Source organism: Micavibrio aeruginosavorus EPB, assembly GCF_000348745.1.
GTDB classification, from domain to species: Bacteria; Pseudomonadota; Alphaproteobacteria; order Micavibrionales; family Micavibrionaceae; genus Micavibrio; species Micavibrio aeruginosavorus_A.
In genome coordinates this window covers 2,095,993-2,112,866 of sequence record NC_020812.1, presented here as the reverse complement: position 1 = coordinate 2,112,866, position 16,874 = coordinate 2,095,993, and the positions used below count along the sequence as shown (strand labels likewise).

Below are 16,874 nucleotides of genomic sequence, written 5' to 3'. Positions count from 1 at the left end.
ATTTCTTCGCTGCAGGGGGTGGGCGGAGGGTTTCTGTGGAAAAACCGCTTGACTTGGTCCCCGCCATCCGCCATATATCCGCCCACAGTCCCTTGTTTTTGGGGCATTTTTAACCCGGGGCCAGCGTGAACGCACTGACACGAGCCAGGTAAAAATACAATCTTTTCAACCGCTTCAACCTTCCGGGCGCATGGGAAGGGTGATGGCGGTGATGTCCTTTTGGGCACGTTTTGGACAATGACGTCAGCGGGTGAATCAGGCCATCCGCGGGCAAACTGATGGGCGAAGGAAAGCACAATGACTGCTGAAAACACCAATTCTGAAAAAAATTCCCCAATGAATAAAAAGACAAAAGTTATGGCCGCTAAAGCCAAAAGCACGACCAAGAAAGCCGCAACGACTGCGCCGTCCAAACCCCCATCACTCTATCGCCCGCCTGTGGTGATTACCCGCCCGGCTGATGCTGTTGACAGCTTCACGGGCCGTAAGCGTATCCGCCGTTCTTTCGCGAAAATCCGCGAAGTGGCGGCCATGCCGAACCTGATCGAAATTCAACGCCAGTCCTATGAGGCGTTCCTGCAGGCCGACGTACAGCCGGAAGACCGCAAAATGCAGGGTCTTCAGGAAGTGTTCTCGACCGTGTTCCCGATTAAAGACTTCGCGGACAAGGCCGAGATCGACTATGTGCGTTACGAGCTGGAAGAGCCGAAATACGACACCGACGAATGCCAGCAGCGTGGCATGACCTATGCGGCGCCGCTGCGTGTGACGCTGCGCCTGTCCGTGTTTGATATTGATGAAACCACGGGCCTGCGCTCCATCCGCGACATTAAGGAACAAGACGTCTACATGGTGGATATGCCGTTGATGACGAAGAACGGTACGTTCATCGTCAACGGAACCGAGCGTGTGATCGTGTCCCAGATGCACCGTTCCCCGGGTGTGTTCTTTGACCACGATGGTGGCAAGACCCACGCGTCCGGTAAATATCTGTTCGCTGCCCGCGTGATCCCGTATCGCGGGTCTTGGCTGGACTTCGAATTCGATGCGAAAGACTTGATGTATGTTCGTATCGACCGTCGTCGTAAATTGCCGGTGACCACGCTGCTGCGTGCGCTGGACTCCTCTATGACGGCCGATTACCGCGCCAAGTGCGAAGAGAATGATCAGCCGGTTGATCCGCTGATGGTTCAAGGGATGAGCAACGAAGAAATCCTGCGCACGTTCTACGGCGTTGTGACGTATTCGAAAGAGAAAAAAGGCTGGAAAACAGCATTTGACGGTGCCCGTATGCGTGGCGTCAAGCTGGACCACGACCTGATCGACGCGAAAACCGGGAAATCGGTTCTGGATGCCGGTACGAAAATCACCGCGCGCGTGATCAAGCAACTGGAAGAAAAAGGCCTGAAAGACATGCTGGTCGAAGACGCCCAGCTGATCGGCCAATATCTGGCGGAAGACATCTTTGATGCGAAAACCGGCCAGGTGATCTTCGAAGCTGGTCATGAAATCACGGAAGAAGAGCTGAAAGCCTTCGACAAGTCCGGTGTGACCGATATTCCGGTTCTGGCCATCGACCACGTGAACGTGGGCCCGTATGTCCGCAACACCCTGTTGGCCGATAAGTGCGATACGCGCGAAGAAGCGTTGATCGACATTTACCGCGTCATGCGCCCGGGTGAGCCGCCGACAGTTGAATCGGCCCAAGCTCTGTTCGACAGCCTGTTCTTCGACGCTGAGCGTTATGATCTGTCGGCTGTTGGTCGCGTGAAGATGAACCTGCGCCTGAACCTGGATGCGGAAGACACCGTTCGCGTTCTGCGCAAGGATGACATTCTGGCGATCCTGAAATATCTGCACGGTCTGAAAGACGGCGCGGGCGAAATCGACGATATCGACAACCTCGGTAACCGTCGTGTGCGTTCCGTTGGCGAATTGATGGAAAACCAGGTTCGTGTTGGCTTGCTGCGTATGGAACGCGCAATCCGCGAGCGTATGTCCTCTGTCGATATCGACAACTACATGCCGCACGATTTGATCAACGCGAAGCCGGTTGCGGTTTCGGTGCGTGAATTCTTCGGTTCCAGCCAGTTGTCCCAGTTTATGGACCAAACCAACCCGCTGTCCGAAATTACGCACAAGCGCCGTCTGTCCGCGTTGGGCCCCGGTGGTCTGACCCGCGAACGCGCCGGTTTCGAAGTGCGTGACGTTCACCCGACCCACTATGGTCGTATCTGCCCGATTGAAACACCGGAAGGTCCGAACATCGGTCTGATCAACTCTCTGGCTACCTTTGCCCGCGTCAACCAGTACGGATTCATTGAATCCCCGTACCGCCGCGTTGTTGATGGCAAAGTGACGGATGAAGTCGTTTACATGTCCGCCATGGAAGAAGCCAAATACACCATTGCCCAGGCCAGCACCCCGCTGAGCAAAGATGGCAAGTTCCTGGATGACCTGGTTTCCTGCCGCCAGGCTGGTGAAAACTTGATGGCGACGCCGGATACGATCAACATGATCGACGTGTCCCCGAAACAGATCGTGTCCGTTGCTGCGGCGCTGATCCCGTTCCTGGAAAACGACGACGCCAACCGCGCTCTGATGGGTTCGAACATGCAACGTCAGGCCGTTCCGCTGCTGCGCTCCGATGCGCCGCTGGTTGGTACGGGTATGGAAGCCGCCGTCGCGCGTGACTCCGGCGCTGCTGTAACGGCCCGCCGTTCCGGTATCGTGGTTCAGGTTGACGCAACCCGCGTTGTTATCCGTGCCACGGAAATGACCCGCGCGGACGAGCCGACCGTCGACATCTACAAACTGTCGAAGTTCCAGCGTTCCAACCAGTCGACCTGCATCACGCAGAAGCCGCTGGTGAAAGTTGGCGACCAGATCAAGGCCGGCGACATTATCGCTGACGGTCCGTCGACCCAGTTCGGTGAACTGGCTCTGGGCCGCAACGTGCTGGTCGCGTTCATGCCGTGGAACGGTTACAACTTCGAAGACTCCATCCTGCTGTCCGAGCGTATCGTAGCCGAAGACATCTTCACCTCGATCCACATCGAGGAATTTGAAGTGATGGCCCGTGATACGAAACTGGGCACCGAAGAAATCACCCGCGACATTCCGAACGTTGGTGAAGAAGCGCTGAAACACCTGGACGAAGCCGGTATCGTACACATCGGTGCCGAAGTTCAGGCGGGCGACATTCTGGTTGGTAAAGTGACACCGAAAGGTGAATCACCGATGACCCCGGAAGAAAAATTGCTGCGCGCAATCTTCGGTGAAAAAGCGGCTGACGTAAAAGACACCTCCCTGCGTGTACCGCCGGGGGTAACGGGTACGATCGTTGAAGTTCGCGTGTTCAACCGTCGCGGCGTCGATAAAGATGCCCGTGCACTGTCGATCGAACGGGCTGAAATCGAACAATTGGCCAAAGACCGTGATGACGAACGCTCCATTCTGGAAGGCGGCTTCTATGCCCGCCTTGCTGAAATGCTGGTTGGTCAGACGTTGGCCGCTGCGCCGAAGCAACTGGACCTGGCAAAGGGTTCCAAGATCAAGCAATCCGATCTGGACTCCATCAGCCGTGGCCTGTGGCGTCAAATTGGCGTTGAAAACGAAACCCGCATGGAAGAAATCGAAGCCATGTCGAAGACCTTCGACGACGCTGTCGATGATCTGAAGGCCCGTTTCGAATCCAAAGTTGAAAAACTGCAACGCGGTGACGAACTGCCCCCGGGCGTGATGAAGATGGTTAAAGTCTTCATCGCCGTGAAGCGTAAAATGCAGCCGGGTGACAAAATGGCCGGTCGTCACGGGAACAAAGGTGTGGTGTCCCGCATCGTTCCTGCCGAAGACATGCCGTACACCGAAGATGGCCAGCCGGTTGATATCGTGCTGAACCCGCTGGGTGTTCCGTCCCGTATGAACGTTGGTCAGATCCTGGAAACCCACTTGGGCTGGGCGTCTGCCAACCTCGGCAAGCAGATTGGTCAACTGATCGATTCCTTCGCGGACCGCAAGGCTCCGTCCGATGGCGACGTGAAGAAGCTGAAAGAGCATCTGAAGGGCGTCTATGGCGACAAGGAATACGAAGAAAAAGTCACCAAACTGAGCGATCAGCATCTGGTCGAAATGGCGAACAACCTGCGCGGTGGCGTGCCGATGGCAACGCCGGTCTTTGACGGCGCAGTTGAAGCCGATATCGACACCTTGCTGGCAAAAGCTGGTTTGAACACATCGGGTCAGGTGCGTTTGATTGACGGTCGTACGGGTGAATATTTCCACCGTAACGTGACCGTTGGTTACATCTACATGCTGAAACTGCACCACTTGGTCGATGACAAGATCCACGCACGTTCCATTGGTCCGTATTCCTTGGTTACGCAGCAGCCGTTGGGCGGTAAAGCCCAGTTCGGTGGCCAGCGTTTCGGGGAGATGGAGGTCTGGGCCCTGCAAGCGTATGGCGCAGCCTACACCCTGCAGGAAATGCTGACCGTCAAGTCGGACGACGTGGCTGGCCGTTCGAAAGTCTACGAAGCGATTGTTCGCGGCGAAGACAATTTCGAAATCGGTATTCCGGAATCCTTCAACGTTCTTGTGAAAGAACTGAAGGCCCTGGGTCTGAACGTCGATATGAAGAACAGCGGCAACTAACCCTTGCCACACCGGTCGCGGCGTTGTCCGCGACCGGGTTTTTGACCGAGATACGAACGATTTTTTAGCCCTTACGGGAGTTGCACGATGAATGAACTGATGAATCTCTTTGGCCAGCCGACCGGACCGCAGTCTTTTGACTCCATCCGGATCTCGATCGCCAGCCCGGAACAGATCCTGTCCTGGTCCTTTGGTGAAGTGAAAAAGCCGGAAACCATCAACTACCGCACATTCAAACCGGAAAAAGACGGTTTGTTCTGCGCCCGCATCTTTGGTCCGATCAAGGACTATGAGTGCATTTGCGGTAAATACAAACGCATGAAGTTCAAAGGCATCATCTGCGAAAAGTGCGGCGTTGAAGTCACGCTGACCAAAGTTCGCCGTGAGCGCATGGGCCACATCCAACTGGCATCGCCGGTTGCGCACATCTGGTTCCTGAAGTCCCTGCCGTCCCGCATCGGTTTGATGATGGACATGACTTTGAAAGAGCTGGAAAAGGTTCTGTATTTCGAATCGTACATCGTTCTCGAGCCGGGCATGACCCCTCTGAAACCGTTGCAATTGCTGACGGAAGAGGAGTTCATGGATGCTCAGGATCAGTACGGCGACGAAAGCTTCGAAGCCGGTATTGGCGCCGAAGCGCTGAAAAAACTGATGACTGCGATTGATCTGGATGCAGAGAAAATCAAGGTTGAGGAAGATCTGCGTGAAACCTCCTCCGAAGCCAAGCGTAAGAAGCTGGTCAAGCGTCTGAAACTGATCGAATCCTTCCTCGAATCCGGCACCCGTCCGGAATGGATGATTATGGATGTCGTTCCGGTTCTGCCGCCGGAACTGCGCCCGCTGGTTCCGCTGGATGGTGGCCGTTTCGCAACGTCCGACCTGAACGATCTGTATCGTCGCGTGATCAACCGTAACAACCGTCTGAAGCGCCTGATCGAACTGCGCGCTCCGGACATTATCGTTCGTAACGAAAAGCGTATGCTGCAGGAAGCTGTGGACGCGCTGTTCGACAACGGCCGTCGTGGCCGCGTGATCACCGGTGCGAACAAGCGCCCGCTGAAATCGCTGTCCGACATGCTGAAAGGGAAGCAAGGTCGCTTCCGTCAGAACTTGCTGGGTAAACGCGTCGACTATTCTGGCCGTTCGGTTATTACCGTTGGTCCGGAACTGAAGCTGCACCAGTGCGGTCTGCCGAAGAAAATGGCTCTGGAGCTGTTCAAACCGTTCATTTACCACAAGCTGGAACTGTATGGCCTGGCCACCACAGTGAAAGCCGCCAAGCGTATGGTGGAAAAAGAGCGTCCGGAAGTTTGGGATATCCTGGAAGAGGTTATCCGCGAACACCCGGTTATGCTGAACCGCGCACCGACCCTGCACCGTCTGGGCATCCAGGCGTTTGAACCGACCCTGATCGAAGGTAAAGCGATTCAGCTGCACCCGCTGGTCTGCACGGCGTTCAACGCTGACTTCGACGGTGACCAGATGGCCGTTCACGTTCCGCTGTCGATTGAATCGCAGCTGGAAGCGCGCTGCCTGATGATGTCCACGAACAACATTCTGTCCCCGGCCAACGGTAAACCGATTATCGTTCCGTCACAGGATATTGTTCTGGGTCTGTATTACCTGTCGATCGCACTGGACAAGCAAAAGGGCGAAGGCATGATTTTCCGTGGTGTTGGCGAAATCCAACACGCCATCGCGGAAGGTCACCTGTCCCTGCATGCGAAAATCAAGTGCCGTTACCACACCGTTGATGAAAACAACCAGCCGGTAACGCTGATCGTTGATTCCACGCCGGGCCGTATGATGATTTCGGAATTGTTCCCGCGTCATCCGGAACTGCCGTTCAGCCTGATCAACCAATCGCTGACGAAGAAAGAAGTTTCGAACCTGATCGACATGGTTTATCGCCATGGCGGCCAGAAAGAGGCGGTGATCTTCTGCGATCGTATGATGAAGCTGGGCTTCCGTCACGCGTGCCAGGCCGGTATTTCCTTCGGTAAGGATGACATGATTATCCCGGTCGCAAAGGAAGCTTTGGTGAAAGAAGCCGAAGACAAGGTCAAGGAATTCGAGCGTCAATACCAAGACGGTCTGATTACCAAAGGCGAAAAGTACAACAAAGTCGTCGATATCTGGTCGAAATGCACGGATGACGTGGCCGACGCCATGATGAAGGGCATTTCCAGCTACGCCGACGGTACGATGAACTCGGTTTACATGATGGCCCACTCGGGTGCTCGTGGTTCCGCAGCTCAGATCCGTCAGTTGGCCGGTATGCGTGGTTTGATGGCGAAGCCGTCAGGCGAAATTATCGAGACGCCGATTATCTCCAACTTTAAGGAAGGTCTGTCGGTTCTGGAATACTTCAACTCCACCCACGGCGCCCGTAAGGGTCTGGCGGATACGGCGTTGAAAACGGCAAATTCCGGTTACCTGACCCGTCGTCTGGTTGACGTTGCACAGGATGCAATTATCACCCAACACGATTGCGGTACGGACAAAGGCGTAACGATGCGCGCTGTGATGAGCGGTGCGGACGTTATCGTCAACCTGGGCGAGCGTATTCTGGGTCGTACGGCGGCTGTCGATGTGAAAAACCCGCTGTCCGGTGAAATGCTGGTGGCTCAGGGCGATCTGATCGACGAAGTGAAAGCTGAAATGATCGAAACCGCTGGCGTTGACAGCGTTCTGGTTCGTTCGGTTCTGACCTGTGAAAGCGCGATCGGCGTTTGCGGCAAGTGCTATGGCCGTGACCTGGCCCGCGGTACACCGGTGAACGTTGGTGAAGCTGTCGGCGTTATGGCCGCGCAGTCGATCGGCGAGCCGGGTACACAGCTGACCATGCGTACGTTCCACATTGGTGGTGCGGCCCAGCGTGGTGCGGAAAAATCCTCTGTCGAAGCTCCGGTTGAAGGCACGATTGAAATCCGTCACCACAACGTTGTGAAGAACTCCGAAGGCGTAACGATCGTTATGGGTCGTAACACCGAGGTTGTTGTTCGCGACGCCAAGGGTAACGAAAAGCTGGCTCAACGCCTGCCGTACGGTTCCCGTTTGCTGGTGAACGAAGGTGACAAGGTCAAGCCGGCCCAGAAATTGGCCGAGTGGGACCCGTACACCATCCCAATCCTGACGGAAAAGGACGGTGTGGCGCACTATTACGACCTGGTCGAAGGTCTGTCGATCTCGGAAAAAACCGACGAGGCAACCGGTATTTCGTCCAAAGTCGTTATCGACTGGCGCTCCCAGCCGAAGGGCGGCACGCTGAAACCGCGTGTATCCCTGTTGGATGCCAAGGGTAAGGTTATTACCCTGCCGAACGGTCTGCCGGCGAACTACTATCTGTCCGTTGATACCATTCTGTCGGTTGAAAACGGTGCGGAAGTCCGCGCAGGTGACATTATCGGTCGTATCCCGCGTGAAACATCCAAGACCCGCGATATTACCGGGGGTCTGCCGCGCGTGGCCGAATTGTTCGAAGCCCGTAAGCCGAAAGATTTCGCGATTATTTCCGAAATCGATGGTCAGGTGGAATTCGGCAAGGACTACAAGTCCAAGCGTCGTCTGATCGTGAAACCGGCGGATGCGCAGGCTGAAGCCCGTGAATACCTGATCCCGAAAGGCCGCCACCTGGCAGTACACGAAGGTGACTTCGTCCGCCGCGGTGATGCGTTGCTGGACGGGGCGATGGTGCCGCACGATATTCTGGACGTTATGGGGGTTGAGGCTTTGTCCGACTACCTGACCCAGGAAATCCAGGACGTTTACCGTCTGCAGGGTGTTAAGATCAACGACAAGCACATCGAGGTGATCGTTCGCCAGATGCTGCAGAAAACCGAGATCCTGACCCCGGGTGACACCACCTTCCTGGTTGGCGAACAGGTTGACCGTGATGAGTTCGAAATCACCAACCAGAAATACATCGAAGCCGGCAAGATCCCGGCGACGGGTAAGCCGATCCTGCAGGGTATCACCAAGGCCTCTCTGCAAACCAAATCGTTCATTTCTGCGGCTTCGTTCCAAGAAACGACCCGCGTTCTGACCGAGGCGGCCACGCAAGGCAAGATGGACACCCTGAACGGGTTGAAGGAAAACGTGATCGTCGGGCGTCTGATCCCGGCGGGTACCGGTTCCTATATCAACCAGGTCAAGAAACTGGCTGCCCAGCGTGACCAGTTGGCCATCGCCGCCCAGCAAGAGGCCGAGGCTCTGGCCCACGCCGATATGCCGGCCATGGGTGATGATGCCGGGATGGACAAGGCCGCAAACGGCTAAGCCCTGCCACGCTTAAAGATTAAAAACGCCCGGACCGATGTCCGGGCGTTTTTTTATGGTCCGTTTTTGTGCGGGTTTTGCTGCACTTCATATAGGGTGCGCGGGGCGCGCGACCCGATTCCATAAATAAGCAATAAAATTTCATCCTCGATGCTTGCGCCGTAACAATCTTATGGCATACGATTGGCTTCAACAATAAAACAACGATCAACCGCTTCCGGCGCGTTGTTCAGGGTACAAAACGGGTTTCTAAAGCAATAATCAGGCACCGGGGTCAACCCGGGCGCACATGGGGCAGGGGAAGCAAGAAAACGGCTCGTTTGAGCCGTTTTTTTATGGTTCAAAATGACTCGGTTTGCACGGGTCATGACTCGCTGTGTAAAAAAACAGCGATACACCATAAAAATCTTGAGGATTTCGTAAACAATTGCTTGACGGTTCCGGGGGTCGAATGTATATTCCGCGCGTTCGCATACGGATGGGCTGGCTGTAGGCCGCTGTTTTCCTAGGTTTTTCGATGGAAAGCGGGTTAAACGCAGCTCAGATTTTTTCGCCGGTTTCGGTGAAAAAAGAGGAATAAAAAGCGACGCGCCACGATTTATAAGGCACCCGCAAAGCGGCCCACCACCGGGACGCAGGCATGGGTGACCTTCCGAAAACGTAAGGGCGCTGGTTTTTGAAGCCAACCATCTGGAAAACAAACGATACAATTTTTGAAGGGCTAAACATGCCAACCATACAGCAATTGATCCGTAAGCCGCGCGAAAAGGTAGTAGTGCGGAAGAAAAACCGGGCTCTGAAGGGCAATCCGCAAAAACGTGGCGTTTGCACGCGCGTTTATACGACGACCCCGAAGAAGCCGAACTCCGCTTTGCGTAAAGTGGCTAAAGTTCGTCTGACCACCGGGATCGAAGTCATTGCTTACATCATGGGTGAAGGTCACAACCTGCAAGAACACTCCGTCGTGCTGGTGCGCGGTGGTCGTGTGAAAGACTTGCCGGGTGTTCGTTACCACATCATCCGTGGTGCGCTGGATACCCAGGGCGTTAAAGACCGTAAGAAGAGCCGTTCGCACTACGGCGCGAAACGTCCGAAATAATTTTTCAGGAGCTGAAATAGAATGTCACGTCGTCACGCAGCAGAAAAACGCGAAATCCTCCCGGACCCGAAGTTCGGTGATCTGGTTCTGTCCAAGTTCATCAACATGGTCATGGAAGACGGTAAGAAGTCGGTTGCCGAGCGCATTGTTTACGGTGCTCTGGACCAAGTTCGCGTTAAGCAGAAACTGGCCAATGACAACGAAGTTATTGCGTTCTTCAAAACCGCTCTGGACAAAGTGAAGCCGCAGGTTGAAGTGAAGTCCCGCCGTGTTGGTGGTGCGACGTACCAAGTGCCTTGCGAAATTCGCGCTGATCGTCAGCTGGCTCTGGCCATTCGCTGGTTGATCGCTTACGCCCGTGCCCGTGGTGAAAACACCATGACGGATCGCCTGGCTGCTGAAATGATCGAAGCCTGGAATGACCGTGGTGCCGCCGTGAAAAAACGCGAAGACACCCACAAAATGGCAGACGCTAACAAAGCCTTTGCTCACTATCGTTTCTAATACCGGATTTTGGATCTTAAGATTATGACACGCGAAACACCGATCGGCCGCTACCGCAATATTGGCATCATGGCACACATTGATGCCGGTAAAACCACGACCACCGAGCGCGTCCTGTACTACACAGGCAAATCGCACAAAATCGGTGAAGTGCACGACGGTGCCGCGACCATGGACTGGATGGAGCAGGAGCAAGAGCGTGGTATTACCATTACCTCTGCTGCGACCACTGCATTCTGGACGGGTCCGGACGACGGTGAAAAATATCGTATTAACATCATCGATACCCCGGGTCACGTTGACTTCACGATTGAAGTTGAGCGCTCCCTGCGCGTTCTCGACGGTGCCGTCTGCTTGCTGGACGGTAACCAAGGCGTAGAACCGCAAACGGAAACCGTATGGCGCCAGGGCGACAAGTACAAAGTTCCGCGTATCATTTTCGCGAACAAAATGGACAAAATCGGCGCAGACTTCTATTTCTGCATCGACACCGTTCAGAAACGTCTGGGCATCAAGCCGATGGTTCTGACCTTGCCGATCGGTATTGAAAGCGACTTCGCTGGTATCGTTGACCTGATCGACATGAAGGCGATCATCTGGGACAGCGAATCTCTGGGTGCAACGTTCCAAGTTGTTGACATCCCGGCTGACCTGCAAGCAAAAGCTGAAGAATATCGCGACCGCCTGATTGAAATGGCTGTTGAGATGGACGACGCTGCAATGGAAGCGTATCTGAACGGCGAAATGCCGAACATCGAAACGCTGCGCGCTTGCATCCGCAAGGGCACCATCACCGGGAAACTGGTTCCGATGATGTGCGGTTCTTCCTTTAAAAACAAAGGTGTTCAGCCGCTGCTGGACGCTGTGATCCGTTACCTGCCGTCCCCGCTGGATGTGGGTGATGTAAAAGGTAAAAAAGTCGGTTCCGACGATCCGGACACCCGTCCGCCGTCTGATGACGCGCCGTTCTCCGCTTTGGCTTTCAAAGTGATGAACGACCCGTTCGTTGGTTCCTTGACCTTCGCTCGTATTTACTCCGGTAAACTGGAATCCGGTTCTTATGTTCTGAACTCTGTGAAGGACAAAAAAGAACGTATCGGCCGTATGTTGCTGATGCATGCCAACAACCGCGAAGAAATCAAATACGCAGAAGCTGGTGACATCGTTGCGCTGGTTGGTCTGAAAGACACGACCACGGGCGACACGCTGTGCGATTCGATCAAGCCGATCGTTCTGGAGCGTATGGAATTCCCGGAACCGGTTATTGAGATTGCGGTTGAGCCGAAATCCAAAGCCGACCAAGAGAAAATGGGTGTTGCTCTGCAACGTCTGGCTTCCGAAGATCCGTCCTTCCGTGTATCGGTGGACCATGAATCCGGTCAGACCATCCTGAAAGGTATGGGCGAACTGCACCTGGAAATTCTGGTTGATCGCATGAAGCGCGAATTCAAAGTGGAAGCCAACATCGGCGCGCCGCAGGTTGCTTACCGCGAAACGATCACCAAAGCGCACGAAATCACCTACACCCACAAGAAACAGTCGGGTGGTTCGGGTCAGTACGCTAAGATGACAGCCGTGTTCGAGCCGCAGGAAGCCGGTGCCGGTTATGCATTCACGAACGAAATCGTTGGTGGTGCAATTCCGAAAGAATACATCCCGGGCGTTGAAAAGGGCCTGATGGGTGCAAAAGACACCGGTATTATCGCTGGTTTCCCGGTCGTGGACTTCAAAGTCCGTCTGATCGACGGTGGATACCACGATGTTGACTCCTCGGCTCTGGCCTTCGAAATCGCTGCCCGTGCAGCGTTCAAGGAAGCCATGGCTGCTGCTGGCCCGCAATTGCTGGAGCCTGTGATGAAAGTCGAAGTTGTGACCCCGGAAGAATATATGGGTGACGTTATCGGCGATCTGAACAGCCGCCGTGGCCAGATCAACGCAATGGAAGATCGCGGTAACGCGAAGGTTATTATGGCGAGCGTGCCGCTGGGCAATATGTTCGGTTACATCAATAACCTGCGTTCCATGTCCCAAGGCCGCGCGCAGTACAGCATGGTGTTCGATCACTATGCGCCGGTACCGCCGAACGTAGCCGAAGAAGTGAAGAAAAAACTGGTGGCTTAATCACCGCCTGACGACAACAGAAACTGACGAAACAACCTGATTAGGTTTTGAAGAGGAAAAAAAGATGGCAAAGGGTAAGTTTGAGCGGAATAAGCCGCACGTAAACATCGGCACGATTGGTCACGTTGACCATGGTAAGACGACGTTGACGGCCGCGATTACGCAGCAGTTTTCGAAGGAAGCGCTGGCATATGACCAGATTGACAAAGCTCCTGAAGAGAAAGCCCGTGGTATCACGATTTCCACGTCGCACGTTGAATATGAAACCGCGAACCGCCACTACGCGCACGTTGACTGCCCGGGCCACGCTGACTATGTGAAGAACATGATCACGGGTGCGGCACAGATGGACGGTGCTATTCTGGTGTGCTCTGCTGCTGACGGCCCGATGCCGCAGACGCGCGAACACATTCTGTTGGCTCGTCAGGTTGGCGTTCCGGCGATCGTTGTGTTCATGAACAAAGTTGACCAGGTTGACGATGCAGAATTGCTGGATCTGGTTGAAATGGAAATCCGCGAACTGTTGTCCAAATACGAATTCCCGGGCGACGACATTCCGGTGGTGAAGGGCTCCGCTCTGGCCGCTTTGGAAAAACGCGATCCGGAAATCGGTGAGAAAGCCATTCAGGCTCTGATGGAAGCTGTTGATGCTTACATCCCGACCCCGGCCCGTCCGAAGGACAAGCCGTTCCTGATGCCGGTTGAAGACGTATTCTCGATCTCTGGCCGTGGTACCGTTGTTACGGGCCGTGTTGAGCAGGGTATCGTGAAAGTTGGCGAAGAGATCGAAATCGTTGGTATTCGCCCGACGCAAAAAACGACCGTAACGGGCGTTGAAATGTTCCGCAAACTGCTGGACAGCGGTGAAGCTGGTGACAACATCGGCGCTCTGCTGCGTGGTACGAAGCGTGAAGACGTTGAGCGTGGTCAGGTTCTGTGCGCCCCGGGTTCGATTACCCCGCACACGAACTTCACGGCTGAAGCTTACATTCTGTCGAAAGACGAAGGTGGCCGCCACACGCCGTTCTTCACGAACTACCGTCCGCAGTTCTACTTCCGTACGACGGACGTGACGGGCATCGTATCCCTGCCGGCTGGCACGGAAATGGTTATGCCTGGCGATAACGTAAACTTCGAAGTCGAACTGATCTGCCCGATCGCGATGAACGAAGGTCTGCGCTTCGCTATCCGCGAAGGTGGCCGCACCGTCGGTGCCGGCGTTGTTGGCAAGATTATTAAGTAATTAAGGTAAAGGAACCGAACTATGGATACGCAAACCATTCGCATCCGCCTGAAGGCTTTCGACCACCGCGTTCTGGATCAGTCCACGGGTGAGATCGTCAATACGGCCAAGCGTACCGGCGCCCGCGTTCGCGGTCCGGTTCCTCTGCCGACGCGTATTGAACGGTTTACCGTTCTGCGTTCGCCGCACATCGACAAGAAGTCGATGGAAGCGTTCGAAATGCGCACGCACAAGCGCCTGATCGACATCGTCGATCCGACCCCGCAAACGGTTGACGCGCTGATGAAACTCGACCTCGCCGCTGGCGTTGATGTTGAGATTAAGATTGGTCAGGCCGCTTAATAAGCGCTGACACTGGATCACAAGAGGACGAAGACAATGAGAACTGGTCTGATTGCACGCAAAGAGGGGATGACCCGGATCTTCGACGAAGAAGGCCGTAGCATTCCTGTGACTGTGCTGAAAATCGATGGCTGCCAGGTTGTGGCTGTTCGCACCGAAGACAAAGACGGCTACACGGCTGTTCAGTTGGGTGCTGGCGTTGCAAAGGTAAAGCGCACGGCGAAAGCCCAGCGTGGCCATTTCGCGAAAGCCAAGGTTGAGCCGAAGAAAAAAGTTGCGGAATTCCGCGTTTCTCCGGAAAACCTGATCGAAGTTGGTGCAGAAATCTGCGCAAGCCACTTCGTTGCTGGTCAGCTGGTCGACGTAACGGGCATCACGACCGGTAAAGGTTTTGCTGGTCCGATGAAGCGCTGGAACTTCGGCGGTCTGCGTGCAACACACGGTGTATCCGTGTCGCACCGTTCCCACGGTTCCACCGGTCAGCGTCAAGATCCGGGTAAAGTCTTCAAAAACAAGAAGATGGCCGGTCACTTGGGGGCTGAGCAAGTAACGACACAGAATCTGAAAGTGGTTGCTGTTGATATCGAAGACGGTCTGATCCTGGTTAAGGGTTCGGTTCCGGGTACGGATGGTCAATGGGTCCGCATTCAAGATGCCGTTAAGGTTCCGGCTCCGGCCGATCTGCCGAAACCGGCAGCCCTGAAAGGCGCAGCAAAGGCAGCTCCGGCTGTTGAAGCCGCCCCGGCAGAAGAAGCAGCTCCGGCTGAATAACGAATAGAAGCATTTATAGAAGGACGTGGAACCATGAAGGTTGCGGTCAAGAATTTGCAGAACAAAGAGGTCGGCCAGATTGATCTGGACGATGCAATCTTTGGCATGAGCGTGCGTAATGACATCCTGCACCGGATGGTTCATTTCCAGCTGAACAAGCGTCGCGCCGGTACGCACGACACCAAGGAAATTGGTGAAGTGAGCGGTACGGGTAAGAAGCCGTTCAAGCAAAAGGGCACCGGTAATGGTCGTCAGGGCTCCCTGCGTTCCCCGCAAATGCGCGGTGGTGCAGTGATTTTCGGACCGACCCCGCGCTCCCACGCGACGGATCTGCCGAAAAAAGTACGTGCGCTGGCTCTGAAAACCGCGCTGTCTGCAAAGGCAAAGGCTGGCAAGCTGATCGTTCTGGATCAAGCTATTGCTGACACCCACAAAACGAAGCCGATGGCTGAGGCGATGAAGGCTCTGGGCCTGACCTCCGCTGTTATCGTTTGTGGCGACGAGGTGGATGCGAACTTCTCCCGCGCGACGGATAACCTGCCGCGTATTGATGTTCTGCCGAGCCAAGGCGCAAACGTGTATGACATTCTGCGTCGTGACACGCTGGTTTTGACCAAGGATGCCGTGGCCAACCTGACCGCGCGTCTGAGCAAATAAGATAGAGGGATCAAGACAATGGCAACGAAGGCGAAAAAAGACGTGAAAATTGCTGCATGGATGTACGACATCGTACGCACGCCGCTGATCACTGAAAAAGCCACCATGGGTTCCCAACACGGTCAAATCACGTTCCGCGTGCCGATGACCGCGACGAAACCGGCTATCAAAGAAGCTGTTGAGGCTGTCTTTGAAGTGAAGGTGAAGGGTGTGAACACCTCGATCCAAAAAGGTAAAAACAAAGTTTTCCGTGGCCGTTTGGGCCGCCGTAGCGACGCTAAGAAAGCGATCGTCACGTTGGAAGAAGGTCAAACCATCGACGTCGGCACCGCCGCGTAATTGGTTGAATGAAGAGATTGAGAGCAAAGGGCTAAACTGATGGCACTGAAAAAATTCAATCCCGTGACCCCGAGCACACGCGAGCTGATCATCACTGATCGTAGCCAGCTGTGGAAGGGCAAGCCGGAGCGCTCCCTGACCGAAGGTCTGAACAAGACCGGTGGCCGTAACAATTATGGTCGCATTACGTCATGGCAACGTGGCGGTGGTCACAAGCGCCGCTACCGCGTGATCGACTGGAAGCGTCGTAAGTGGGACATGGAAGCCACGGTTGAGCGTTTGGAATATGACCCGAACCGCACAGCCTATATCGCTCTGATCAAGTACATTGACGGCGAAATGGCGTACATCATTGCTCCGCAACGTCTGAAAGTGGGCGACAAAGTTGTTGCCGGCGAGAAGACCGACGTGAAGCCGGGCAACGCGATGATGCTGAAAAGCATGCCGGTTGGTACGATCGTTCACAACGTTGAACTGAAACCAGGCAAAGGCGGCCAGATGGCTCGCTCCGCCGGGACCTATGCTCAGGTTGTTGGTCGTGACCAAGGTTACACCCAGATTAAACTGGCTTCTGGTGAACTGCGTGTTGTTCGTCAGGAATGCATGGCCACCGTTGGTGCAGTGTCCAACCCGGATCACTTCAACACCAATGATGGTAAAGCCGGCCGTACCCGCTGGCGCGGTAAACGCCCGCACGTTCGCGGCGTTGTTATGAACCCGGTCGATCACCCGTTGGGTGGTGGCGAAGGCCGTACCTCGGGTGGTCGTCACCCGGTTACGCCGTGGGGCAAACCGACCAAAGGTGCAAAAACCCGTAAGAACAAAGCGACCGATAAATTCATTATCCGTCGTCGCAAGAAGTAA

General features: G+C 54.9%; 11 protein-coding genes. All 11 read left to right on the top strand.

Going from position 1 to position 16,874, the window contains the following annotated elements:
- The first annotated feature begins 297 nt into the window (after window positions 1-297).
- The 11 genes from rpoB (at window position 298) to rplB (ending at window position 16,874) form a co-directional block, all read left to right on the top strand.
- Entirely contained in the window at window positions 298-4,653 is a 4,356-nt protein-coding gene (gene rpoB, locus A11S_RS09915; protein WP_015468381.1) for a DNA-directed RNA polymerase subunit beta, read from the top strand.
- 87 nt (window positions 4,654-4,740) lie between these two features.
- Entirely contained in the window at window positions 4,741-8,934 is a 4,194-nt protein-coding gene (gene rpoC, locus A11S_RS09910; protein WP_015468380.1) for a DNA-directed RNA polymerase subunit beta', read from the top strand.
- Between the two features lie 727 nt (window positions 8,935-9,661).
- Window positions 9,662-10,033 carry a 30S ribosomal protein S12 gene (rpsL, locus tag A11S_RS09905; protein WP_041794054.1) on the top strand — a complete coding sequence of 124 codons (372 nt, stop codon included), beginning with the start codon at window positions 9,662-9,664 and terminating at the stop codon, window positions 10,031-10,033.
- A gap of 21 nt (window positions 10,034-10,054) precedes the next feature.
- Complete coding sequence (gene rpsG, locus A11S_RS09900; protein WP_015468379.1) at window positions 10,055-10,537, top strand: 30S ribosomal protein S7; 483 nt, start codon at window positions 10,055-10,057, stop codon at window positions 10,535-10,537.
- Window positions 10,538-10,561: 24 nt separating this feature from the next.
- Window positions 10,562-12,658 carry an elongation factor G gene (fusA, locus tag A11S_RS09895; protein ID WP_015468378.1) on the top strand — a complete coding sequence of 699 codons (2,097 nt, stop codon included), beginning with the start codon at window positions 10,562-10,564 and terminating at the stop codon, window positions 12,656-12,658.
- A gap of 64 nt (window positions 12,659-12,722) precedes the next feature.
- A complete protein-coding gene (tuf, locus tag A11S_RS09890; protein ID WP_015468377.1) occupies window positions 12,723-13,901 on the top strand; it encodes an elongation factor Tu in 1,179 nt (392 codons plus the stop codon).
- 21 nt (window positions 13,902-13,922) lie between these two features.
- Window positions 13,923-14,243: a 30S ribosomal protein S10 gene (rpsJ, locus tag A11S_RS09885; RefSeq protein ID WP_014103665.1), complete on the top strand. Its 321-nt coding sequence runs from the start codon at window positions 13,923-13,925 to the stop codon at window positions 14,241-14,243.
- A gap of 36 nt (window positions 14,244-14,279) precedes the next feature.
- On the top strand, window positions 14,280-15,014 hold the full coding sequence (gene rplC, locus A11S_RS09880; RefSeq protein ID WP_015468376.1) for a 50S ribosomal protein L3: 735 nt from the start codon (window positions 14,280-14,282) through the stop codon (window positions 15,012-15,014).
- A 33-nt stretch (window positions 15,015-15,047) separates the two neighbouring features.
- Window positions 15,048-15,671 (top strand): 50S ribosomal protein L4, encoded by a 624-nt coding sequence (gene rplD / locus A11S_RS09875; RefSeq protein WP_015468375.1) that lies wholly within the window; start codon window positions 15,048-15,050, stop codon window positions 15,669-15,671.
- Between the two features lie 18 nt (window positions 15,672-15,689).
- On the top strand, window positions 15,690-16,010 hold the full coding sequence (locus A11S_RS09870) for a 50S ribosomal protein L23 (RefSeq protein WP_015468374.1): 321 nt from the start codon (window positions 15,690-15,692) through the stop codon (window positions 16,008-16,010).
- Between the two features lie 39 nt (window positions 16,011-16,049).
- Window positions 16,050-16,874, top strand: a complete 825-nt coding sequence (rplB, locus tag A11S_RS09865; RefSeq protein WP_015468373.1) for a 50S ribosomal protein L2 — start codon at window positions 16,050-16,052, stop codon at window positions 16,872-16,874.